The sequence below is a fragment of the Serratia sp. PL7 genome (assembly GCF_945957435.1).
Genome location: NZ_CAMFLB010000001.1, coordinates 568,042 through 594,463 on the forward strand (window position 1 = coordinate 568,042; position 26,422 = coordinate 594,463).

The 26,422-nt window shown below is 55.4% G+C and carries 5 protein-coding genes; all 5 read left to right on the forward strand.

Annotated elements, in window-relative coordinates:
• The first annotated feature begins 20 nt into the window (after window positions 1-20).
• The 5 genes from N6G83_RS02775 (at window position 21) to N6G83_RS02795 (ending at window position 26,381) form a co-directional block, all read left to right on the forward strand.
• Entirely contained in the window at window positions 21-1,202 is a 1,182-nt protein-coding gene (locus N6G83_RS02775) for an MFS transporter (protein WP_049209473.1), read from the forward strand.
• Window positions 1,203-1,300: 98 nt separating this feature from the next.
• Window positions 1,301-2,257, forward strand: a complete 957-nt coding sequence (locus N6G83_RS02780) for a diiron oxygenase (protein ID WP_025303320.1) — start codon at window positions 1,301-1,303, stop codon at window positions 2,255-2,257.
• A 14-nt stretch (window positions 2,258-2,271) separates the two neighbouring features.
• Entirely contained in the window at window positions 2,272-3,183 is a 912-nt protein-coding gene (locus tag N6G83_RS02785; protein WP_025303319.1) for a class I SAM-dependent methyltransferase, read from the forward strand.
• A gap of 21 nt (window positions 3,184-3,204) precedes the next feature.
• On the forward strand, window positions 3,205-10,335 hold the full coding sequence (locus N6G83_RS02790) for a non-ribosomal peptide synthetase (protein WP_260514619.1): 7,131 nt from the start codon (window positions 3,205-3,207) through the stop codon (window positions 10,333-10,335).
• On the forward strand, window positions 10,335-26,381 hold the full coding sequence (locus N6G83_RS02795) for a non-ribosomal peptide synthetase/type I polyketide synthase (protein ID WP_260514624.1): 16,047 nt from the start codon (window positions 10,335-10,337) through the stop codon (window positions 26,379-26,381). The genes N6G83_RS02790 and N6G83_RS02795 overlap by 1 nt, the downstream gene beginning before the upstream one ends.
• Window positions 26,382-26,422: the final 41 nt, after the last annotated feature.

Sequence of the window (26,422 nt, forward strand, 5' to 3'; positions counted from 1 at the left end):
TGTTCTGTTGGAGTATGGATATGTTGACAGGAAAGTGGGTGCCTCTGCCCTTTATCCTTGTGGTTTCCTTATTGGCTGGGTGTATTGAAGTGGATATGTCCGTTCCCAGCTTTCCGGATATGGCTGCCAGTTTCGGTGTTTCTGAAGGGCATATTCAGCGTACGATCACCTATAACTTCTTGGGATTTGTGTTTGGCGCGTTGATTTATGGCCCACTGTCAGAGTCGATTGGTCGACGCAAAACCATGTTGATCGGTGGGGCTATCATGCTGTTAGGTGCTCTGGGATGTACCTACGCCACTTCAATCGATCTTTTGATGTTGTCCCGCTTTATTCAGGGGTTGGGGGCTTGCACGCCGGTGGTAGTGGCTTACGCGATCATCGCAGACCGTTATCAAGGGGCGGCCATGTACAGCATGATCGGTCTGGTTAATGCCTGTATCTCGATTTTCATGTCGCTAGCGCCAATCGCCGGTGGTTGGATTAATGAGCATTGGGGGTGGAGAGGAAACTATGCGGTTGTCGCGGTGATCACCGCAGCGGCGGTACTGCTGGAATTGTTGTTCCTGCCGGAGACGAAGAAAGAAAAAACGCCATTCGATCTCAAAGCCATTGTGGGAAGCTATGCCCGGCTGACGGCGAGTTTCCAATTCATGCGATTATCGTTGATTCCTTCACTTTTCTTTGCTGCTTATATGGTATTCATAGCCTCCAGCGCTTTTCTTTACCGTGAAACCTTTGCGTTCTCGCTGTCGGCATTTGTCGTTCACTTTTTTATTATCGTGGCGTCATTTTCAATCCCTAGCCTCTTTTCCGCCCGTATTATCGCCGCGTTTGGTGGCGATCGGCGCGCTGAGAAAATCGGTATGGCGTTAGCCATCGTCAGCATTCTCGCTCTACTGACGGCGACAACGCCTTGGGCTATTACCCTGCTGATGAGCCTGTTCTGCTTCGGTTTTTCTATCTGCTATCCGACGCTGTTCGCACGTTCCATGAGTGTCTACCCGGAAATTTATGGTGTGGCGGCCTCCTATATCATGAGCATGCGCTCGCTGCTGGTTGTGGCTATCACGGGGATGGCCAGCTACGTCTTTATCGGGCGGCCGGAGGAAATGAGCTATGTGATGGCGAGTGTGATAGGCGTTGTCGTGTTGTTGTCTATGTTGAGTATCGTGGCATCCCCAAGCAAAGCTGAAGAATAAATAATCGTTTTCGCGTGACCCCCGGCTAAATATTTATATTTGGCCGGGATCGGCATGACTTTTTTAAATACATGTATTCCTTCATCTGGAGAATATCTATGGAAAACGAAACCATGGTTTCGAAGGGCGGTTTGTCTGCCGCCTATACTGATAAATGGGAACAGCGCGCATCAATAAGAACCCGCCCCGGTAAATTTATCGACTTTACTATTCCTGGCGCATTTTTCCCCGAGGAGAATCAGCCGATATTTTTGGCTGACATGATGAGCGGCATGGACAATGAGAGGAAGTCAAAAATACTTACTCAGTCATTGTTTAAATACCTCAATGATATCGTTAATCTTGAGATCAAACTCATTAACTCAGCATGCAATAAAATTATCTACGGCGATCTCGCTGTCAAATTTGACGAACAGATTAAATTGAATGCCTATACCGTCATCATCGATGAGTATTACCATGTTTATATCGCCAGACATATGATCAATCAACTTAGAGAGCATGATGCCGATCTCGGTGCGCTGAGTTACCCGGATTCTGACGCCTATGTTGCCGTTACAGAGGTGATGAAACGGTTACCTGAGCGCTGCCATGACATTTTCGAGATCATTGCGGTGTGCATTTTTGAAACGACCCTGGTGAGAGAGCTGGTGGAGTTCTTTAATAGTGACGGCGTTCATCCATCGATTAAATACTATGTTAATGACCATATGAACGATGAGTCCAGACACTATATTTTCTTTCTCGAATTACTTGGCTATATCTGGACGAGGTTGGATGAAAACGATCAGGCGATGATCGGCGGGCAGATCGCTGATTTCGTAAAAATGTATTTGAATGTTGAATCAGAGAAACAGTTTAACATTGAGCTGTTATCGAAGATAACTCATGATTGCGAAGCCAGCCGGGAGTCAATCAATAAGGTTTATCGCGGTTTTGAAGTGACGCCTGATGTCCCCATTGTTAAAAACGTGCTAATGGCTTTGAAACGAACCGGCATTCTGAATTCGCCGATAGTGCGCCAGGGATTCGAAAATATTGGTTGGATAATTTAATCATGGAGATGGGTATGGATAGTTTCGCCTCGCATAAAACACATTCTAAACTGGCCTATTTGACTGAAACAAAGATGTTGGCCGATGAAATAAAAGCGCGTTTACGGAATAGCAATTCGCTTATTCTTCCATTAGAGAGAAATCTTGAACTGGTCGATCAATTGACGGAGTTTGAGCTTGGTCGTTTCCTCCTGCATAACCGCGGCCTCAATGGCTACTGGACGTCTTACATTTTCCAGCATCCCGCCGGAAAACCCGCCGAACATGTTTTGGAAGACTGGCTTCTGAATCGCTCGTTGCTGTGCCGGGCGCGCGAGCGTTACTACCGTTATCAGACCTTGCTGGCTGAGTTGATTACGCAGGCGGAGACGCTGGCTTCAATCCCGTGCGGGGTGATGGATGATTTATTGGATTTGGATTACAGCGGCCATGGCGCGGTGCAATTGACCGGCATTGATCTTGACCCGGAGTCACTTTATCACGCCAACGAAAAGGCCAAGCGCGTTGGCATGGCGAACCGTTGCCGATTCTCGCAGCAGAATGCCTGGGAGTTAAAAGAAAAAAACGCTTTCGATGTGATTACCAGTAACGGCCTGAATATGTATGAGTCTGACCCGGACAGGCTGGTGGCTTTGTATCGTCGGTTCTTCGAGGCATTAAAACCAGGGGGAACCTTGTTGCTCAGTTTCCTCACGCCACCGCCGGAAAAGAACGCGCCCACCGGTGAGTGGGATAAATATGAAACGCCAATGGCGGACCTTTTGCAGGAGTTTGCGATCTTTGGCGACATTATTCAGGCTACCTACCTTAATTTCACTTCAGAAGCAGAGATCAGGCAACAGATAACCCAGGCAGGGTTCACGGTTAAAGATATCAACTACAGCTCACGCGGCGTGTTGCCGATCCTCGTGGCGGTAAAACCCTGATAACCCAAAAGAGTAATATCCATGAAGATTCTGAACATTCTTGTCAACCACACCGTAGAACCGTTGCGCAGCCATATTGTCCGTTACTTGCTGGATGCCGGCCACTTTGTCTACTTAATCGGTCTGAGCGACGCTGAGCGAACGCGCTGGACAGGTTCGCAGCACAACCTCTTTTGCTATTCCGACGTTGGCGATCAGCGTATCGACTATGAGCTCTGTCTCGAAGAAAGCGCCTCGGTGAGAGGCCCCATCGTCCGGTTAGCCGTTTTCGCCGATCGACAAAATGTGTTGTTCCAGATTCATGCTGAAGAAGACGGGAATATCAGGGCGTTAGCTGAGCGTGAGCTGCCGTGGCGGGAAGCCCGCCGAGCGTTGTCGCAGACGGTGTTGGGCGAGTTGTTCATCGATGGCGTGGTCATGCTCAGCCGTGAGGCGAAAGATCTGGATATTGCTCTGCCTGAAGGGCCAAACCGAGTTACGGATTGGCTGGTTGCCCAGCAGAGGGTACAGCAAGAGCAGCGAGCGCTGGAAAACGATGAACCGCGTTATGGCTGCTTCAACCTGAGGGATGAAGTGTCTGCCGTTAACGATGCTGCAGTGGTTCAACGGACCATCGATGGCGTTGCGCAGCCGCAACAGGCTTTGCTGTTGGCTTTCCAGTTGCAGTTTCTGCTCAACGCACGGCGGCCTGGGCTTTATGCTCTGCAATTGCAAGATAGGCAACGCAGCAGCAAAGTATTACGGTTACTCAACGGAACGGAAACATACGCCGAGCTCTCTCCTTGGTTAGTGCGGGTACTGCAGGGGGACCCGGCGAACCCATTCTACGAATCCCATCATGACGGCCGTTTTTTATCTGTGGTTGGTGTAGATGTCATCATGGATGAGGGGGATGTCGACGCGGCAGCGGCCCCGATCAGGATCGTATGGAACAGCACGCGCTGTACGCTCAGTTTGCAATTTTACGGCGAAAACCCCTTTTTCGACGTTGTAGCCGCAAATATCGATGAGTTTATGGCGGCGCTCGCCACATTCATGCGTAATGAAGGGGATATAGATGCGTTGACCGGCGTGTCTGAAAATAGCTACCAACGTTATTATGCGAAAATTAATACCACGCAATGTGAATATCCGAGACAGACTATCGTCGGGATGTTTGAACAACAGGCAAGGGCGCTTAACGATCACCCTGCAGTGATAACGAAAAATGAAACGCTCAGTTATCGAATGCTGCAGCAACAGGCCAGTCGCCTGGCCGACTATCTGCAACGGCAATATGGGGTAGCGGCAGGCGACAAAATTGCCTTGATGATGCCGCGTGAGGCGGAGTTGGCAGTATGCCTGATGGCCGTGCTTAAGCTGGGATGCGCCTATATTCCGATCGACAAAAATGCGCCCGTAGTGAGGACCTATTCTATTTTGGCCGATGCCCAGCCGGCGTTAATCATCGGTGCGCATGCTCAGTCAGCTGGCAGCCTGCCGCAAGGGCTGAGTTATTTGGATTGGCGTGAATATGCCGCTTCTCCTTTCGCTGGGGCCGACGGTTGCAACGAATTCCCCTCCCAGGCTGAGGCTTCAGCATTGGCCTATATTATTTACACCTCGGGAACGACAGGTAAGCCTAAAGGGGTTGCCGTAGAACATCGCAGCTTTGTGAATATCGCCAGCGATATTTCTCGACGCATGTCTGTGACGCATCAGGATCGTTTTCTGGCGATCACGACGTTGGCATTTGATATTTCAACTCTGGAAATATTTATGCCGCTCATGTTTGGCGCCACGGTGGTATTAACCGACCAGAAGACGTTGTTGGCGAATAATGACTTGCCGCACTTTATCGCGAGTCATTCCGTGAGCCTGATGCAGGGGACGCCTTCTTTTTGGCATCAGGTCGCGCAGCAATATGCCGAGACAACGCTACCCGTTCGGGCATTGTGCGGTGGGGAAGCGGTGCCGCATGCGGTGGCGCGTTGGTTGTCAGAAAACACCGAGCGTGCGTGGAATGTGTATGGGCCAACCGAAACGACGGTTTGGTCTACCGCGGATGAACTGTTGCCTGGGGTTGATAGCGTCACCATTGGGCGCCCGCTGGCGAATACCCAGTGCTTTATCTTGGACGAACGGCGGCGTTTACTTCCTCCCGGCGTGATCGGGGAAATGTATATTTCGGGGTTGGGTGTTGCGCGCGGTTACTACGGCAATGCGCGTCAGACGCAAGCAAGCTTTTTGCCGAACATATGTTCCAGCACGCCGTCAGCCTGGTTCGGTCGCATCATGTACAAGACGGGCGATCGCGTGCGTTGTTTGCCCGACGGCAGATTTGAATACCTCAGCCGATGGGATAACCAGATAAAATTGCGGGGACATCGGATCGAACTGGGTGAAATAGAGTCGGTTTTGCGAACCTACCCAGGGATGCAGCAGGTTGTTGTAAATTTACAGCCGGCCAAGGAAGAACAACAGGCGTTCCTGGTTGCCTATTATCAGGCCAAATCGCCGGTGGCACGCCAGCAACTGCAGGATTATCTGGTGACGCTGCTTCCGGACTACATGCTCCCCAGCGCTTATATGTACCTGCCTGAGATCCCCTTGAATATGAATGGCAAAGTGGATCGTAAAGCCTTGCCGCAGGTACAAGCGCAAGATAAAGCGCATTACGTAGCGCCGGGAAACGAGTTCCAGCGATGCCTGTGCCAGCTATTCCAGGATGTATTGGGGAGCGAAAGCGGACGAATCGGCATTACCGACGACTTTTTTGCTTTGGGAGGCAACAGCCTGTCGGCCATTCGCTTGGTAAATCGCATAAACGGTACGCTTCAGTGCGATCTGAAAGTTAAAGATATTTTCGAAAGAAAAAATGTGGCCAGGTTAACGCCATTGGTGGCCGCCGGGCGCGGCAGTTTTCTTTACCAAGACTACCAGATTGCACAATGTGATGAGACCCATCTGTACCATCCTTTCCCGCTGAATAATGTTCAGCAATCTTATTATCTGGGACGAATGAAAAGTTTCGATCTCAGCGAGGTCTCTACCCATATTTATAATGAATTTGTTTTCGACCATATTGATCACGAAAAATTGGAGCGTGCCTATAATCAACTTATTGCACGCCATCCTGCGTTGCGCACCGTATTTGAAGAGGGAGAACAGCGATTTTTAAGTGCGGCAGCGCATTACAAAATAGGCTACCACCCCCTGAGAAATGAAGACGAGCTATTGGCTTTGCGCGCCGAGTACTCGCACAAGGTTTACAAACCGGATTGTTATCCGCTGTTCGATATTTTCCTGAGCGAGTATCAAGGGAAATACCTTCTGCATGTCAGCTTTGATGCCATTATCATTGACATGACCAGTTTTGAAATATTATTCGGCGAGTGGATTGCGTTATATCACGACGAAAATCTGGCGCTGCCGCCGCTGGATATCAGCTACCGCGATTATCAGCTGCAGTACGAGCGCCTGCGCGGCAGCGCATTATTTGAGCGGGCGCAGCAATATTGGCTGCAGAAAATCGATGATTATACGCTGGAGGTCGGATTGCCGCTGGCCGCGCATCCCGCCAGGATCGATAAGCCGAGCTTCCGGCGTTTGTCTGCGACGATACCCATGTCGAGTTGGCAAAAGATCGTCGACAAATGCCAGCGCTTCAATATTAGTCCGACCGCTCTGATCCTTGAGCTCTACAGCAGAACGTTATGTTATTGGTCTGGTCAAGAGAGCCTTTGCCTTAATTTAACGCTGTTCAACCGTTTGCCGTTACATTCTCAGGTCGAGCAAATTATTGGCGATTTTACCGTTTTAAGCCTGTTCAATTACCAACGTCAAAATGGCGTTGCGATGAGCGAACAGCTATCGGCTATCCACCGCACCTTGCTTAATGACGTCGATAATAATTTATTTGACGGCATTGACGTACAGCGTTTGTTGAAACAGCGGCGGAATCTGCCCGCCAATACGGTTATCGCGCCGGTGGTGCTGACCAGCGTGCTTGGCATGAACAATAAAGCGAGCATGTTTGAATTGCCGCTTAATGAAGGATATCGCGGCGTTCAATACGCAATCTCCCAAACGTCTCAGGTGTGGCTCGACCATAAAGCCTACGAAAACGATGAAGGGTTCGTTGCCGAGTGGGATTATGTCGAACAATTGTTTGATGAGAAAACCATCAAGGCCATGCACGAAGGCTATTGTTCTCTGATTCGATGGGTGGCAGAACACGATTGGGAAACCATGTCATTCCCGCAGCCTGAACTGCCGGCGGAACATGCGGAAGCGGTCATGCGCTGGAATGCCACGCAAAGTACGGTGTCGGAGCAAACGCTGCACGGGTTGTTCCTTTCCAGTCTGGAAACGCCGCAAACGGCCGAGCGCATTGCGGTGATCGAAACCGAAGGCGAACGCCACTTTACCTACGCCAGGCTGGAACAGGACAGCAACACGCTGGGGCGTGCGCTATTGCGGCATACCAAGGGCGAAAAGGGACGTATTACCGCTATTCTGCTGGAGAAAGGGTATGCGCAGGCCGTCTCAACCCTTGGGATCATGAGAAGCGGCGGCGCTTATCTGCCGTTGCACATCGAATGGCCATGGGAGCGCATACGCGACATTCTGCAGCAAGCCCGGTGCGATATCTTGCTGCTCTCTGCTCAGCAGCGTCATGACCTGGCACATGAGCTGTCGGCGTTGCCTTCGGATATCACGATTTTGGTGTTCGACGAGATAGTGGCGCCGGCGCAGGAACGTGCGTCGACGGAGGTTGCCTGGCCGATCGTCAGGGCTGACGATCTGGCCTACATTATTTTTACCTCTGGCTCTACCGGTAAACCGAAAGGGGTAGCGATCGATCACCAGGGGGCGGTCAATACCATCCTGGCTGTTAACCAACGTTGGTCGGTCGGTCGGGAAGACCGGATACTGGCGCTGTCCGAGCTGAGCTTTGATCTGTCCGTTTACGATCTGTTTGGCTTGTTGGCCGTGGGGGGCGGTGTGGTGATCCCTTCCCAGCGTGAGACCAAAGCGCCGCAAGCTTGGGTGGCCGCGCTGCGCCGACATGACGTGACCCTCTGGAACTCGGTGCCGCAATTAGCGGGCCTGCTGGTTGACGAAGTCGAACCTGCGACGCAGGCGCTAACCCGGTTACGGCTGTTCCTGTTGAGCGGCGATTGGTTGCCGCTCAATTTGCCTCATCGCCTGAAAACCCAATCGCCAGACAGCAAGATGGTGAGCCTGGGGGGCGCGACGGAGGGCAGCATCTGGTCCATTTGGCATGAAATCGATCGGGTAGACGCGAGGTGGAAAAGCATTCCTTATGGCGTCGCCATGCCGAATCAACAGATGTGGGTGCTGGATGAGTGGGGGAGTGCTTGTCCTTTCGGCGTAACCGGAGAAATACATATCGGTGGGCTCGGCGTTGCTCAGGGATATTGGCAGGCTGAAACGCTGACTCGAGAACGCTTCATTTATCATCCAACCTATGGACGCCTGTACAAAACCGGCGATCTGGGCCGCTGGTCGGCGGAAGGCTATATCGAGTTCCTCGGCCGAAGAGATGCCCAGGTCAAGCTTAACGGTTATCGCGTGGAGCTGGAGGATATCGAGAATAACTTGAGCCAATTACCTGGGATCCGGCAGACGATCGTGCGGCTCAGCGAGGGTGACCTCATGGCTTACGTTGTTCCCGAGGCGCAACAGCCGGTGCCGCTCTATTTTGCTAACCGCGACGCATTCGTGCTTTCGCTGCCGGCGTTACGTCAAGATCTGCAACCTTCGCGAGCGATACCCTATCCGCTGGATGAAGCGGTTTACCGTGCCCGCAAGAGCACTCGCCAGTTTACCGCGGAGGCGTTATCCGCCGAAACCATCAGCAGTCTGTACGAAGCGCTGCCGGGGTGGTTGACGCAACAGATGGCGCAAGAGGGAAGCGCGCTGCCGCCTGCGTCTTTGGCCGGGCTGTTGGCCGTATGCGCCGCTTTCCGTTCGCCGCAGCGCGCGTTGCCAAAATATCGCTATCCTTCGGCCAGCAGCCTCTATGCGGTGCAAGTGTATCTCGGGCTCCCGGCGGCGATGGGAGAATATGCCGCGGGTTATTACTACTACCATCCGCTGGAACAGCATTTGTACCAGGCAGAAGCGTCGGGAGAACACACCGGGCCTTATCTGGACTTGGTGGTTCGGTGGGAAACCATCACCGCGTTATATGCCGAGCGCGCATTCGCTTTGGCGCAGATAGAAGTCGGCCACATGTTGGCCTTGCTGACTGAGCATCTCCAGTCTTTGGGCGTCGCTTATTACGTCAAGCCCGCTGACGCCGTTTCACCTGACGAGGGTGCATTAGCGTGTCGGATCCACCTCGGCGTTTGCGCCGTCACTTCACCACCGCAAGTCAGCGTCGATTTCAGCGTGATGGAAAACGAGGGGGGAACCTATGTCGCTCGCGCGTCAGGGCGACACTATTGCCTCGGTGAGACCTCCGTGCTGGCCGAATCATCAGACGTGTACGGGGTGTTGCAGTCGTCTCAGGTGTTGTTGCAGGCCCATGGCGCTAAGAACGCGTGCCATTATCAGGCCAGTGGCTGGATGATGCAGCGATTTGGCGCGCTCGCCGCCCAGCGGCGAATTGGCGGCTGCATTCTTGGCGTCACGCCGGCCGAGGACACGTTGTGCAGCATGGCGATAGGGTATGCGCGGGCCGAGGATGAACCGGTCTTTGACGTTCCTGCGCTCACTGTCTCGATGACCCAGGCGATCAGACGGCATTTGGCGCGTCGTTTGCCGGACTATATGTTGCCGCAGCACGTTACTTTGATCCCGGAAATCCCCTTGTCTAACAACGGTAAGGTCGATACATCACGCTTGCCGAAAGTCGTCAAGCACAGCGAATGTCTGGCTCCGCGCAGCGATGATGAGATACGGATGCGCCGACTTTGGGCGGAGCTTCTGGACAAGCGTGAAGAGCGAATCGGTTGTGACCAAAGCTTCTTCACTCAAGGGGGGAATTCGCTTCTGGCTATGCGACTGGTACGCAAGATCAACCTCGCGACGGGAACCGAGATGCGTCTGGAAGACCTCTACAACAACAATACGATTCAGGAAATGGCGGCGTGGGTCGCCGGGCAACCTTGTGGCAACGGCAGAGAAGAAGGGGCGCTGTAATGATGTTGACGGATTTATTGAACAACCTGAAAAAAAATAACATTTTATTGTGGGCTAAAGCGGACGATCGGTTGGGTTTTTCTGTCGACAAGGATATCGGCTTTGATGCCGATCTGAAGGCTGAAGTGGCGGCACGCAAAGACGAATTGTTGGCGCTGTTACAGGACAATGGCGTGACCAGCGAACAATTCGCGAAGGAAACGTCTTTTCTGAGGCTACCGCCAAGTAGCTGGCCACTTGCGCTGGACTCAATTCAGCAAGGCATGTATCTGCAAAGCGACATCGACGGCTTGCCGTATACCTATACGGTACCGTTGTTCATTGGATTGCCGCAGGTGGATATCGCGCGGTTGCGAAACGCGCTGCAAACCTTTTTACGGCATCAGCCCCTGTTGCGTCAGTCGATTGATAGCGATATGAAGCGCGTTTTTCTGGCGCCTGAGCAGTTTGCACTGGAAGTAGAAAGGATTTCCTGGTCCGAGCTGGAAAGTAAGAAACGGGCGTTGGCACAACAAACCTTCCCTATGCCGGAAGGGCAGTTTGCGCGCTTTGTGCTGCTGGTGCGGGCTGAGACGCAAGAGGCCGTTTTGGCGTGCGTTCACCATCATATGCTGTCTGATGCCCCTTCCGTCCAGCATTTTGCTCATCAACTGTTGAGTGCGTACGCCACACCGTCTGTATCTGCGCAGCCTGAAGCGGGGTACCTGGATTACTCCGCATATCAACAGTGGCGGGTGCGGCAAGATGATGTTCAGGCGTTCAGAACATCGTTGGCCGCCCGTTTGAATCAGGCGGAACCGCCGGCATTGCGACAGCGCCATCTCTCTGGCGTGGAGAATCGTGCCTTTGCCGTGCAGGCAGGATTGACGTCGGAGGTTGTCGAGCGTTTGACGCAGGCATGCGGCGAACGGGGACTGACGCTCTATTCTCTGTTGTTTACGACGTTCGCCCATGTATTACGGACCTTTAGCGGCCAGGACAGCGATTTCCCTATTGGACTGACAGTGATGAATCGCCCCGAGGCGTTCAGCCGCGCCATTGGGCCGTTTATCAGCACCCTGCCGGTTATCGCCGCATTGCGCGCAGACCAAAGCGTGTTGAGCAATGTCAAAAGCATTCAGCACGATATTTTGCAGTTGCAGGAACATCCGTGGGTGAACATTGGGCACTTGGCGCCGGAGATCGACGGTGGCGCGGTGCGCATCAATGAACTGGTTCAGCTGCTATTTACCTTCCATAACTTTGAAAACGGCGATATCGCCGTCCCCGGCGTGGAATATCGTCTGGAGTCTTATCCCGATCTGGCGGAAAAGTTTGGCATGTCCTTATTTGCCGCTCAACGAGACGGTCAAATCGATTTCACGTTAACCGCGGCGGAGAATCGTTACGAAGAGGACTACGTTCGCAATATTCTCGAGGCGTTAGTTTATGCGCTGGGCCAGTTTGATCGGCAATCCTGGGAGACGCCGCTTGAACAAATCGATTTAATCACGCCAGCCCAGCGTCGGCAGGTGCTGTCTGAATGGAATGACACGCGCTGCGATTATTCAGAAGATGAGCATATCGCGTCTTTATTGGAAGCGCAGGTAGCGCTGACGCCGGACAATATCGCCTGTGCGGATCGGCATCGGCAATTGACGTATCGCCAGTTGAATCTACAAGCCAATCAGTTGGCGGCCGCCTTATCGTCACGTGGGGTGGGGCATGGCGCCTGCGTTGCGCTGTGTCTGGATCGCAGCGTCGAGCTGTTGGTCGGTATTTGGGCGATCCTGAAATTGGGGGCCGCCTATTTGCCTGTCGACCCGGCATTCCCCGACGATCGTCTCGATTACATTCTACAGGATAGCCGGGCCGACGTAATTATCTGCCATCAGGCCTACCGACACCGGGTGGCGGCGCCAGGGCGGCGGCTGGTGGTGTTGGATGATGAATCGCTGCGCCACGAGCTTGAGTTGTTGAGCGATGAAAACATGGCGCGTCAGATATCACCGAACGATCTGGCCTATGTCATCTATACCTCCGGGACCACAGGGCAGCCCAAGGGCGTGATGTGCACGCACCGCGGTTTGATCAACCGTATCCAATGGATGAATAAATCCTATCCGCTGACGGCAGCCGATCGGGTGTTACAAAAAACGCCGTACATTTTTGACGTCTCCGTATGGGAACTGATTTGGGCCTCTCTTTACGGCGCCAACATCGTTTTTGCCGATCCGGATGGCCACAAGGACGCGGATTATCTGATTGAGCTGATCGAGCGCGAAACCATCACCGTACTGCATTTTGTGCCATCCATGCTGGCGGCTTTTACCGAGACATTACAGGGCATTCAACGCGATCGAAACGTCAGCTTGCCGAGCTTGCGCTACGTGTTCTGCAGCGGTGAAGAGCTCAAACTGACCCAGGTCAAAGGGATTAAGCAGTGTTTGCCTCATATCGCCCTGCACAATCTTTATGGGCCAACCGAAGCCTCCATCGATGTGCTGTATTTCGACTGTAACGATCCGGATATAGATAACGTCCTGATCGGGCGGCCGATTGATAACATGAAAGTGTTGGTCCTGGACAAAGGGCAGCGGCTTTTGCCGCCCGGTGCGGTGGGTGAACTCTACCTTTCCGGCGTCGGACTGGCGCGCGGCTATCTGAATAAAGCGGCGCTGACGGCGGAGAAATTCATCGTCAATCCGTATTGCACCGAATGGGATGAGCGGGCGGATGACTATGCCTGTTTGTATAAAACCGGTGATTTGGTGTATCAGCGGAATGATGGGCAAATCGTTTATGTTGGCCGCAATGATTTTCAGGTGAAAATACGCGGATATCGCATTGAGTTGGGTGAAATCGCCCAGCGTCTCGAAGCGTTTGACTTGGTGCGCCAGGCGGTAGCGCTGGTTTATCAACAGCCCCATCCCCGCCTCGTGGCCTATTACACGGCGCAGGCACCGTTGCCGGAGGCGACGCTACAACACTTTCTTGCCGCCGCCTTGCCCGAGTACATGGTGCCGGAGACCTTTATCTGGTTGAAAGAATGGCCCGTCACGGTGAATGGCAAACTGGATCGGCGTGCGCTTCCTGAACCGTCTCTGCCGGTCGTACAGGAACGTGTCGCACCGCAGTCGGAGAGGGAAGCGCAGATCGCCGCCATTGTTGCGGAAATGATGGGGATCGATGAAGCGCATTTCAGCTGTGAGGCTAACCTGTATCAGTTGGGGCTGGACAGCATCATGGCGATCAAGCTGGTGAGCAAATTGCGCCAGGCGATGGGCGTATCGATCCGGGTGAAAGACGTGTTCGCCAGCAAAACCGTGCATGCACTCCATTTACGTCTCGCTCAGCATCAGCAGCAGGTGATGATTGAAGGCAAACGGGAGCAGGGCGTATTGGTTGGCGAGCTGCCGCTGCTGCCTGTCCAACGCTGGTTCTTTGACTGCGCATTCCCTTATCCGAGTTATTGGAACCAGGCGTTTCTGCTGGATGTGCCGGCGCTGGACGTCGAACGCCTGCGCGAAGCGCTGCACGCATTGATTCAACATCACGATGCGCTACGCCTGACGTTTACGTCTGAGGATTCGTCGCATTGGCGCCAAGGCTATCAACCGATGACGGACGCCATCGAACTGCGGTGTCATCATGTCGAACGCTCGGCACCGCAATGGCAAGAGGCCCTGTCCGCCGTGCTGACCGAATGGCAAAGCGATATCGATCTGGCCGACGGGCCGCTTTATCGTTTTGGTTATGTCACGGGGTTCGACGAGGGGCGAGCCCGTATTTTCTGCGCTTGCCACCATTTGGTGCTCGATAGCGTCAGCTGGGGCATTCTGGCCCGCGATCTGGCGAACGCCTACCACGGTGAAAGCCTTGGAGATAAGGGAACGAGTTATCGTCAGTGGACTGAGCACTTCGAGCAATATTGTGCCAATCACGCGGAAGAGGCGTCTTACTGGCGGGCCAGGATGGCGGACTACCGCCCCGTTGCGTTGCCGGCTGCGCGCGGCGCTACGATGGCATGCAGCCGCCTCGCGTTATCAATAAAAGTGACGCAGGCGCTGCAAACCGAGGGTTTACGTGCCTTCAATGCGAAAGTCGACGAATGTTTGCTGGCGTGTGCAGACGGCATGCTCGCTCACTGGTTTAACGGAGAGCTGACCCATGTCACCGTTGAAGGGCACGGACGCGAAGAGATTGATGCCACTCTGGACGTTCATCGTTGCGTCGGGTGGTTCACGTCACTTTATCCCTGTGCGCTCTCATCCTCTCCCGATCCGGCAATGCGTTTGCAGGCGGCCAAAGCGCAACTGCGCGGCGTGCCTCATCAGGGCGTAGGATTTGGCGCGTTTGCCCGTGAGCTAGGGTTGCCGCTGCCCAATGTTTGTTTCAACTACCTGGGACAGCTGACTTCGCCGGATGAAAAGGATTGGGCGCTGGTCATGTCGCCGGTCGGTGAGACGCGCCATCCTGACAACGGCTTGCCTTTCGGTATTACGCTCTTTAGCTACATAGAGCAAGGTCGGTTGCAGCTCGAAGTCGTCAGCGGTCTGTCCGGTGAGCAAAATCAACAGTTGCTGGAGGCCTGGGAGGCGGCTATAGACACGCTGATAGCGTGCTGTGAACGGCAGGGAAGAACCCAATACGGCCTTGGCGATTTCATCAATGTTGCGGATGAACGCGACTTACAGCATTTACCTCTGCAGGGCGGTGCCGAAAACGGCGACTGCTTTGCCATGACCGAGATTCAGAAAGCCTATCTGGTTGGGCGCTTTGAAAACTATGAGATCGGCAACGTCGCCAACCACATCTACAACGAGTTCGTGTATCCGCGCCTTGATGACGAACGTCTGGAGCTGGCGATTAACCGATTGATCGCCCTCTGTCCGGTGCTGCGCACCGTGTATGACGCGGAAAGCATGACTCAGCGCTTCATTTCGGTGTCGCAGGCCGGCCATTATGCCTTGGCGGTGAATGACCTGCGCCTCGACGATGAGGCTACCGCGCTGGCGCGCGTGCGCAAGCGCCTGTCCCATCAGGTCTATCAGGTCGACCGTTTCCCGTTGTTCACTTTTGAAATCAGCCGGCTGCGCGAGCGCGACGTGCTGCATATCAGTCTCGATCTGATTTTGCTGGATGTGCAAAGCCGTCTGGCGCTGTATCAACTGCTTAATGCGCTGTATCGGGGGAATGTCTTGCCGCCGCTGGCAACCGTGAACTTCAAAGACTACCAGGAGCATCTGGCCCATCTGAAGGCCTCCCGTTGGTATCAACGAGATTGCGCTTATTGGCAGGACAAGCTGGCCGATATGCCGCTGCGGCCAAACTTACCGCTCAAGGTACCGTCGGCCACGGTTGAACACCCGCACTTTGCAGAGCATACGCTATATATAGACAAACAAATTTGGCAGGATTTCAAACGGCAAGCGCAGCATTATCAGGTCTCATACTCGTCGGTATTGCTGAGCCTCTATGGCTACCTCATCGCGCGATATTCCGGCAACAGCGAGTTTCTCATTACCATGACGCTGTTCAACCGCTACGCGGTTTGCGAGGACGTAAACGACATTTTGGGTGATTTTACCTCGACCAACCTGTTCCACTTTCGCGATGCCGGCGAGGATCTGTTCACCACCATCGAGACGACGCATAAGCGCATGTGGGACGACATTCAGCATGCGTTGTACAGCGGGTTGGATGTGCAGCGCGATCTGGTGAAACTGCACGGCCTGGATCGCCATTCGGCGGTGTCGCCGTTGGTCTTCACTGGCGTCGTAGGGCAACAAACCGGCGATTGGGATAAACAGGCGTATCTGGAAGACAGCGAGGCGCGCGAGCAGCGATATTGGTGTGCGCAAACCTCTCAGGCTTGGATCGACCTGCAGGCTATTGAAGTCGATGGCCGCTTTATGAGCAAGTGGCTTTATGTCGAACAGCTGTTTGATGAAGAAACCATTGCGCATCTGAATCGCGCCTATTGCCGTCTGATCTCGCTATTAGCGCAGCAGCCTTGGGAAACGCCGGTGGGATGCGAAAACTATTTGCCTGAAGCGCAAAGAGAAATGATGCAGCGGGCAAATGCCGTCACTCAGCCTCTCAGTGAAGAAACCCTGTTCAGCGCGTTCGATCTGTTGGCGACGCAAGCACGGCATCGAGAAACGATCGCGGTGTATGACGGGGAAGCGGCGATCGGCATGACCTATGGCCAATTGAAACAAGACAGCGATGCGTTGGCGCAGCAGGGGATGGGCTCATCTGCGCCGCTGATTGCCGTATTGGCGGAAAAAAGCTACGCCCAGGTCTGTGCCTGTCTGGCGATCATGAAGGCCGGCAAGGGCTATCTACCGTTGCATGTGGAGTGGCCGGCGGGGCGCATCGCCGATATTTTACAACAGGCCGGTGTAGAACAGCTTTGGCTGACCCGGGCACAGTCGGCGCGTGTGGATATCCGGACACTGAGCGAAGCGGGTTATCAACTGCTGGTCATCGAGGATATGCTGGATGAGGCGACCGCTTTGCCACCGTGTTTCGGCTTGCCGCACGTCAGCGCCGCCGATGTGGCCTATGTCATTTTCACTTCCGGTTCCACCGGGCGGCCAAAAGGGGTCACCATCGATCACCGTGGCGCAGTGAATACGCTGCAAGCGGTAAATCGACGCCTCTCGCTGACCGCTGAAGATGCCCTGTTCGCGCTGTCTGAATTGAGCTTCGATCTCTCCGTCTATGACATCTTCGGCGCGCTTAGCGTCGGTGCGGAGATCGTCTTACCGGCTCAAGAGAGCGTAAAAGATCCGGAGCGGTGGTTGCCGCTGCTTGCTGAGCGTGAAGTCACCGTCTGGAACAGCGTTCCACAGCTTGCCGGGCTGCTGGCCGATGCCGTGGCACGGCAGGGATGCTCACTGCCAAGGCTGCGCGCATTTTTAATGAGCGGTGATTGGATCCCGCTGAATCTGCCGGAGACGTTGCGCACACTTTGGCCGCACGCTGACTGCATCAGCCTGGGCGGGGCGACTGAGGGCAGCATTTGGTCCGTTTGGTACCCAATAGAGGCGATCGATCCGGCCTGGCGCTCCATCCCTTATGGCACTGCGATGCCTCATCAGGCGCTTTATGTTTTGGATCCGCAGGGACAGATGTGTCCGGTTGGCGTGACCGGTGAGCTCTATCTTGGCGGGATGGGGGTGGCATTAAATTATTGGCGAAATCCACAGCTCACGGCGGAGCGTTTCATTTCGCACCCTCGTCACGGACGCCTCTACAAGACGGGCGATTTAGGGCGCTGGCATGCGGCAGGTTATGTCGAATTCCTGGGGCGCAACGACTTCCAGGTCAAGCTGCGCGGGCATCGCATTGAGCTCGGGGAGATTGAAAGCCGGCTTCTGCAATGCGGCGGGATCCACCAGGCCGTGGCACTGGTGATGGCGCAGCCGGCACCGATGCTGGTGGCTTATTACGTCGGCGAAGCGAACGCTGACGAGAAAATGCTCCGTTCGCGACTGGCTGAACAATTGCCGGAGTATATGGTACCGGCGCATCTTATCGCTTTGGATGCCTTGCCGCTGACGGCGAATGGCAAACTGGATCGCAACGCCTTGCCGCTACCCGCAGCCGAAGAGCAGGCGACTTATTGCCCGCCGCGTGACGACCGTGAACATCAACTGTGTCGGCTGTGGGGCGAGATCCTGCACGTGCCGGCGGATGAACTCAGTACCCAGGCGGATTTGTTCCAGTTGGGCATCGACAGTATCGCCAGTATCCAAATGGCGGGGCGGTTAAGGCGCGAATTGCAGCTGGATGTCACGCTGAAAGAGTTGCTGACGTATCGCACCATCGCATCGTTCTACGACACTCTGCTCGGCCATCAAACCGTTGGCGGCATCCAGACCGTGCAGCGCGAAACAGGGGCCTTGAGCGGCGCAGTTCCGCTGCTGCCCATCCAGCAATGGTTCCTGGCACATGATCTGCCGCATCCGCAGCAGTGGAACCAGTACGGGCTGTTGGTGGCGCCTGGCATGACAATGGCCCGTCTGCAATGCCTGTTGCCGCGCCTCGTGGCGCAGCACGACGCGTTCAATCTGCGCTTCGAAAAAGATACCCAGGGAGAATGGCGCCAATGCTACCAGCCGCAGGCTGCGCTGCCGCCATGCCACGCTTTGGACATTCGCGCATTGTCGCTGCCGGAAGACCACCCGGATTTTGACGCCGCGCTGTTGCAGCGTTTTGCCGACTGGCAGCAGGCGTTCGATCTGCAGAGCGGGCCTTTGGCCGCGTTCGCCGTTCTTGAAGGGTACGCGGACGGCAAGGCCAGGGTGTTCGTCGCTTGCCATCACCTGATTGTCGATGCGGTCAGTCTGCAGGTGATCGTCGACGATTTACGACGCCTGAGCCAAGAGGAAACGCTGCCGGAGAAGGCCAGCAGCTATCGCCAATGGGTGAACCATCTGCGGCAACGTGCGCAAATTACCTCTCATGAACGTGAAGAGTGGCTGGGGCAATTGCCGGGCAGCGAAGTTCATGCGTTGCAAGCGCTGGGCGGAACCGCGACGACGCGTCATGCCCTTGCGTGGGGGGAAGGGCCATCCTGTCGCTTGATGCAGCACCTCGCCATGTTCGGCATGCAGCCGCAGGACATGGTGGCCTGGGCGGTTGGCCGCGTTTTGTATGATTTGACCGGACAAACCGCCTTTAGCCTATGGTTTGAGGGGCACGGTCGGCAAGCGGATGAGCGAACGCTGGATATCTCCAGGACGATGGGCTGGTTCACCAGTCGTTATCCCGTGCGTTTTAGCTATCAACGCGATGCCAGGGAGCATTTGCTCGCGGTGAAAAATAATCTGAGACGTTGGTCGCAGCGGGCGGAAAACTTCGGTGTCCTGTGTGGTTTGCCCGTGGTGAAAGAGGACGGCATCAGCATCAACTACCTGGGCAAGATGGAGGCGGCGGGAGACTGGGCGCTGGATCACCACTTTGTGGGGCTGCATCGCCATGCCTCCCAGGAAGGGACGCATCTGATCGATATCGTCGTGTTGAACGTTGGCGATCGTCTTGAATTGCGGGTCGAAAGCCGGCTGCGGGAGCATGACGCGGCCTGGTTGACGCAGCGGCTTATTCGAGAGTTGGAAGATGGCCTGGTATCAATGAATTGGCCATCCTGGCGTTGGTTAACCGAATCGGATGTCGATTTCGCCCTCCCGCAACCCCATCTGGATCGGCTGCAACATGCGCAGGCGGTTGATGCGGTCTTCATGGCCAATAGTCTGCAGCAAGGGATGTTGCACCATTCGCTGGCCTTTGGCGACGCCGATCGGGTGTATCGCGTGGCTACGCGCTGGGATTATCACTGTGCGATCGAGCCCGAGACGTTCAAGCGGGCGTGGCAATGGGTGCAACAGCAGTTCTCCTGCCTGCGGTTGCGGTTCGATTGGCGCGGTGAAATCGTGCAGGTCGTGGATCATGAAGGGCGCTTCCCTTGGCACGTCCATGACATCAGCCATCTGTCGCCTGAAGAGCGGGAACACGCCTTGCACAGGCTGCAGGAAAGTGAGCAGCAGGCCAGCTTCGATCTCCAACAAAGCGGACTGTACCGTGTCTGCCTGGTCAAACTGGCGGATGATCACTTCGCTTGCCTGTTCTGTGTACATCACGCCATCCTCGATGGTTGGAGCAGTCCGCTGCTGGTGGGGGCGCTGCATGACGCTTACCTGGCGTTTTCTCACGGACGTGAGCCGGCGGACAGACCGGATCTCTTTGCTTCAGTGCAGCGCTACATTCAACGGCATCGCGATAGGGACACGGATTTCTGGCGCGACTACCTGAGATCGGTCGACACCTCGCCGGATCTGAGCGGATGGCGCCGTCCGGATGCGGAGTCATCGGCGTTAGCAGCCATTAAGAGCGTCTCTGCTGCAGGGATTTGCCGCTGTGAACTGAGCGCCGAAGAGCGCCGGTGCGCGCTCGAAGCTGCCCAGCGCCAAGGCATGACCCTGAACGCCTTGCTGCAATACGCCTGGCACAAGGTGCTCGCACTCTACTCCGGTGCTGCCGTGACCGTGGTGGGCACCGTGGTGGCGGGAAGGATGCTGCCGTTGAATGGTATCGAAAACACGCTGGGCATGTTCCTCAATACGCTACCGTTGAAGGTGGAGCATCAAAGCGATGTGCCTCTGATTCAGCAGGCACATCGGTTGCAGCAAGATATTAATGAAGCCAATACCCGATGCCTGGTCGATCTGGCTCATCTGCAGCCTGCGGGCCAGCGCCTGTTTGACTCGTTGTTCATTTATGAAAATTACCCGCAGCCTGATGAAGACCGCCACCGCGAACTGCGTCATCAATTCGTCGGTCGCAATGAGCAGAGGGATTATCCATTGGTCGTCAGCGTGGAGGAGGAGCCGGACGTTCTGCTGATTAAGCTGGAATATGCGGCAGAGTACTTTGATGCGGCGATGATGCGGCAAGCGATGGCACTGTTAAAGGACATCGTCGGCCACATGGCGAAAGACGCGAGTACGGAGACGGTGGCGATAGCTCCGGTTTATTGTGAGCCGGAGCAACCTTTGATGCTTCCTGCGCCGGGGAATGCCGCTACCTTATCGCAGGTGTTGGCGCACTATGCATGCAGCCGGTCAGACGCTTCGGCGCTGAGTGACGGCGAGCGCAGCTGGAGCTACGCCCAGCTTGACGCAGAAGTGACGCAACTCGCCAATCTCATCGCCGGCCGCCTTGAGAAGACGCCGCACGCGCCTATTGCCTTGCGACTGCACAGCAAAGTCTTGACGGTCATGGCCTTGTTGGCGATAGGACGACTGGGCGCAGCTTATGTGCCGCTGGACAAAGACTATCCGCAGGAGCGTATCGATTTCATTCTGCGTGACAGCCAGGCTATCGCCGTATTGACGATGTCTGGGGATGAAGGGGCCGAGTACGGTATTCCGTCTATTCCCTTGTTCGGCACCGCGGGAGAAGCGCTGTGGCGCAAACAGGCCACGATGCCGACGTTCACACCTGCGGCGGAGAAGACCGCCTACATACTTTACACGTCCGGCACGACGGGTAAACCCAAAGGGGTTAGCGTGGGGCATGGGGCGCTGCTCGCCACATTGCGAGGTTTCTGGCAGCAGTACTTCCAGGGCAGGGAAGCGCTGAAAACGTACAGCATGACCAACCCCGTTTTCGACATTTTCGGTCTTGAATACGGTTTGCCGTTATTGAGCGGCGGCTGCGTTACCTTGGGAACTCACCATGTCACTGGGCTGGATTGCCGTAAGTTCGATTTCATCCAGTCAACGCCCAGCATGCTGGAAATTGTCCTACCGGTATTGCAGGGGGACGAGGAATGTTTACTTCTGGTCGGCGGTGAAAAGCTTGAGCCGCATTTGGCGCAGAAGGCCCTGGCTGTTTTCACGGGGCTCGTCAATGCCTACGGTCCGACGGAAACCTGCATTTGGTCAACCGGTAAACATTATCGGCGTGCCGCGACGGATCGCGTTTTAACGATAGGCCGCCCTTTGCCGGGAGAACGTTGTCTGGTGTTGGACCCGGCCGGCAGACCTTTGCCTGTCGGGGCCATCGGCGAGCTCTATATCGGGGGCAGCGGCGTGGCCGAGGGTTATCACAACCAGCCTGAGCTGACCGCCTCACGCTTTGTCTCACTGTCGTTTGCTGAGGGGATATGGTATCGCAGCGGCGATCGCGCGCGCATTTTGCCAAATCGTGAAATAGCATTCCTTGGGCGGCAGGATCAGCAAGTCAAGTTGCACGGCCATCGTATTGAGAAGGGCGAGATTGAGCAGGTTATATTGCAGCACGAGTCGATCTTGCAGGTTACCGTGCAAATATGCCAAGTGGCGGGGGATGGGAACGTCGGTCAGGCGTTGGTTGCCTATTATGTGGCGCAGGGCGAAATTAACGCCGGGCAGTTGAATGAACACGTCGGTCGACAACTGCCGGATTATATGGTGCCTGCCTATTGGATTGCGTTGTCTGCCTTGCCGCTAAACGCTAACGGCAAACTGGATGTGCGTGCGTTGCCGTCGGTTGACGCCGGTGAGGCATCACCAGCGGCGCAGAGCGAAATCGCTACGCCGCTGGTGAAGCAGTTGCAGGTTATCTGGCAAGAATTGCTCGGTTGCGAGGCGGTGGGCGTCAATACCTCGTTCTTTGAACTGGGTGGGAACTCCATCATGTTGACCCGGCTCTATGGCATGTTACCCGACCAGGTTCAGCAAAAAATCGGTCTGATAGATCTCTTCCGTCTGCCGACCATTGCCCGCATTGCCGCGCATATCGAAGGTCGCCAACATGAAGCGGCGCCGGCACCGACGACTGGACCGATCAATGCCCGGGACGATATCGCCATTGTGGGGATGGCGGGCCGTTTCCCAGGCGCGCAAACGCTGGCGGCATTCTGGCAACGGTTATGCGATGGCGAGGCGTTTATTACGCATTACTCGCGCGAGGCGCTGGCGGCATCGGTTGACTCCGCACTGCTGGATCATCCGCATTATGTTCGCGCCCAGGGGATGCTCGACGATATCGATCGCTTTGACGCCGATTTCTTCGGCTGTACGGCTCAGGAAGCGCGTCTGATGGATCCGCAGCAGCGAATTTTCCTGGAATGCGCCTGGCATGCTTTGGAAGATGCGAACTGCGATCCGCAGCGCTTTGCCGGTGATATCGGCGTCTATGCGGCCATCGGCAACAGCAACTACGAAAGAGACGTTGTTCTACCGAACATGCCTCAGGCTGATTTGATCGATCATTACCAGTTGATGATTCATAACCAATCCCACTTCCTGGCGACAAAAACGGCGTACAAGTTGAATTTGACCGGGCCGGCGATGACGATCCAAACGGCTTGTTCATCCTCGCTGGTCGCTGTTCATCAGGCTTGTCGCGCCTTGCAGGCGGGCGACTGTCAGGTCGCATTGGCAGGCGGCATCTCCATTGGTCAATTAGCGCGCGGTGGTTACCTGTACCAGCCAGGGATGATCTTCTCACCTGATGGTCACTGCCGTCCGTTTGATGCGCAAGCGGCGGGAACCATTGAAGGACAAGGGGTAGGTGTTGTCGTGCTGAAACCTTTGGCGCAAGCGCTGGCGGACGGTGATGCTGTGTATGCCGTTGTGAAAGGGTCGGCCGTAAATAATGACGGGCGGGATAAAATGGGATTCACTGCGCCAAGCGAGAGCCGTCAACAGGCGGTGATTGCCAAGGCATTGGCCGATGCCGATGTCACGCCGGCGGACATTTCCTATGTCGAAGCGCACGGCACCGGCACGCCATTGGGCGACCCTATTGAAATTGCCGGGTTGAAAGCGGCCTTCGCCGGACAACAGGCGGAACACGCCTGCGCAATCGGCTCGGTGAAAAGTAACCTGGGGCATTTGGATGTCGCGGCAGGCATCGCCGGCTTGATTAAAACGGCGTTGTGCCTGCAGCATCGCACGTTAGTTCCCACGCTACATATGCAGCGTGAGAATCCGGCATTAAAACTGGCTGAAGGGCCGTTTTATGTGAATGTTGAAACCCGCAACTGGGAAAGCGCCACAGGGCTCCGCACCGCCGGCGTCAGCGCTTTCGGCATTGGCGGCACCAACGCGCACGTTATCCTTCAGCAGGCGCCGAACACGCCGACAACCGCACCTCAGTCCGCTCAGCGCAATATGCTTTGCGTTTCTGCGGCGGATGACGCAGCTCTCGAACGGATGAGTGAGGCTTTGGCCGATCATTTGGCAACGCATCCTGAGCATTCGATGGAGGCGGTTGGCTATGCCCTGATGGCGCAGCGACACCGCTATGCATGCCAACGGTGGGTATCCGGAGATTCACGGGAAGCGGTCGTCGCGCGGTTGCGCGAGAAGGGCGAAACGATGGCCCGACCTGCGTTCGAGGCGCAGGTGGCCTTTATGTTCCCGGGCCAGGGCGCACAATTCGTCGGCATGACACAGGCGTTATATGACGCCGAACCGCAATTCCGAGTGGAGGTCGATCGTTGCCTCGCATTGCTCGAGCCGATGATGGGCGGTGAAATAACGCGGGAAGACGTATTGGCGAACGGGGAGAGCGTACACCACACCGCAATCACTCAAGTGGCGCTGTTTGTGTATGAATATGCGTTGGCGCAGTGGTATCGCTTCCTCGGTGTTGAGCCGACGGTGATGATTGGTCATAGCCTGGGCGAATATGTTGCCGCATGTATCGCCGGCGTATTTTCACTGGAGGATGCGCTCAAGTTGATGCTCAAACGCGGTGCGCTATTGGCGCACACCGCACCGGGGGCGATGCTGGCTATCAAACAGTCGGCGGAGGGCGTAAGCGAACAGGCTGCCGCGTTGGGCGTCGATATCGCCGTCGTTAATGATTCGGGAAGCTGTGTCATTTCCGGCGCGGCGTCGGCAATCGCCTCTTTGCAGGCGAGCTTGATCGCCCAAGGGGTATCTTGCCATCCGGTTAAGGTTTCGCACGCGTTCCATTCGCGTTTATTGGAGCCTGTGTTGGCAGAGTTTAAGGCCGCGCTGCAAGAAATTGCCTTCAACGAGCCGCAGTTACCGTTTATCTCCAATTTGACCGGCCAGTGGGCAACGGCGGAACAGGTTTGTCAGCCCGAATATTGGGTGCAGCACCTGCGGCATACGGTGCAATATGACGCCGGCCTGCGTACCTTGCTTGAACGCCGTGCCGATGACAACTGGGTATTGCTGGAAGTAGGGCCGCGTCAAATTCTGAGTACGCTGGCGTCGCGCCATCCGGCATTGGGGAATGCGGCCGTTGTCGTTTCTTCACCGCGCAACGCTACGGATGAGCGGCAGGCTGCGCAGATGCTGTGGCGTTCCGTTGGCGTGCTGCATATGTCAGGTGTGGAAATCAACCAGGAGCGTTTCTGGCGGTGTACGGGGCAAGCGTCTTTGCGTCTACCGGCATATCCTTTCGCGCCTCAGCGGCATTGGTTCGGTGTGATGAATTCACCCGCTCATTCGCGGCCGGCCCCGGTTCCGGCGGAGGCAGCCGTGCACCAAGGGGATATGCAACAACGGGTGGCAATGTTGTTCAACGAGGTTCTGGGGTGTGAGTCGGTCGATCCACAGCGCGGGTTCTTCGAACTGGGCGGCGACTCGCTGAGCGCATTGCAACTGATTGGCCGCCTGCAAAAAATGACCGGTATACGTCTTGAGCTTATGGCCATGGAACAGCCGAGCGTCGTGCAAATAGCGCAATCGCTGGAGGCTCATGCGACAGCGAAGCCCCAGGGTGAAAGCGGTTTGGTGAAGCTGCGCGACGGTGAGGATGAGGGGATGATGCCACTTGTGTTGATCCACCCCATCGGCGGCGACATCTATTTCTACCGGGAGTTGGCTCAATGCTTGGGAAGCAGCAGAACGATTTATGCCATACGTTCACCTCTGCTGAATGGCTCGGGCGCCTTCGAGAGCATCGAACAATTGGCGGGAGAGTATCTGGCTTTGCTGGAGCCGCATCTTGAGCGAGGCGAATGTTGCCTGGCCGGTTCTTCGTTCGGCGGTATTATCGCGTTTGAAATGGCGCGGCAGTACCAAGAGGGAAAACATGTGTCTCTGCCGGTAGTGATGATTGATTCCCCAGGACAGGGAAATCTGCCTGCGGCCATGACGGATGAACAGATTTTGGACTACCTGCTTTCATTTGGCCTGGTGTCACTGGACATTGATTGGGATGCCTGGAAGGCGATGACCCAAATGGCGGATAAAATCCATTATTTATCTGAGATCACCAAAGGAACTGCGGCCGAAACGCTCTTTTCCTCGGCGTTCTTACCTCGTTACTTGAGCACCTGGCAACGGCATAACGTGATGATGCAGCGTTACCACCCGCATGCGTTGATGAGTGATGTGCTGTTTTTCTCTCACCGTGAGGTGATTGCAGATTTTCCTGAAAATCAAAGCAAGTTCTGGCATCCCTGGGTGTTGGGCCGCTTCGAGGTGCAGGTAATTCCGGGGAACCACCTGACGATGAACGCGGGAGAAGGCGCGGCAATGATGGCGGAAAAAATGACTTCGTGGTTAGGGCATTGGACGCTGGCTTGATGGCGCAGCGTGTTCGCTATACCTGAGGGGAAATCAGCGGG

Coding starts and splice junctions, on each gene's coding strand:
- N6G83_RS02790 (WP_260514619.1), top strand. CDS start 3,205: ATGAAGATTCTGAACATTCTTGTCAACCACACCGTAGAACCGTTGCGC.
- N6G83_RS02785 (WP_025303319.1), top strand. CDS start 2,272: ATGGATAGTTTCGCCTCGCATAAAACACATTCTAAACTGGCCTATTTG.
- N6G83_RS02780 (WP_025303320.1), top strand. CDS start 1,301: ATGGAAAACGAAACCATGGTTTCGAAGGGCGGTTTGTCTGCCGCCTAT.
- N6G83_RS02775 (WP_049209473.1), top strand. CDS start 21: ATGTTGACAGGAAAGTGGGTGCCTCTGCCCTTTATCCTTGTGGTTTCC.
- N6G83_RS02795 (WP_260514624.1), top strand. CDS start 10,335: ATGATGTTGACGGATTTATTGAACAACCTGAAAAAAAATAACATTTTA.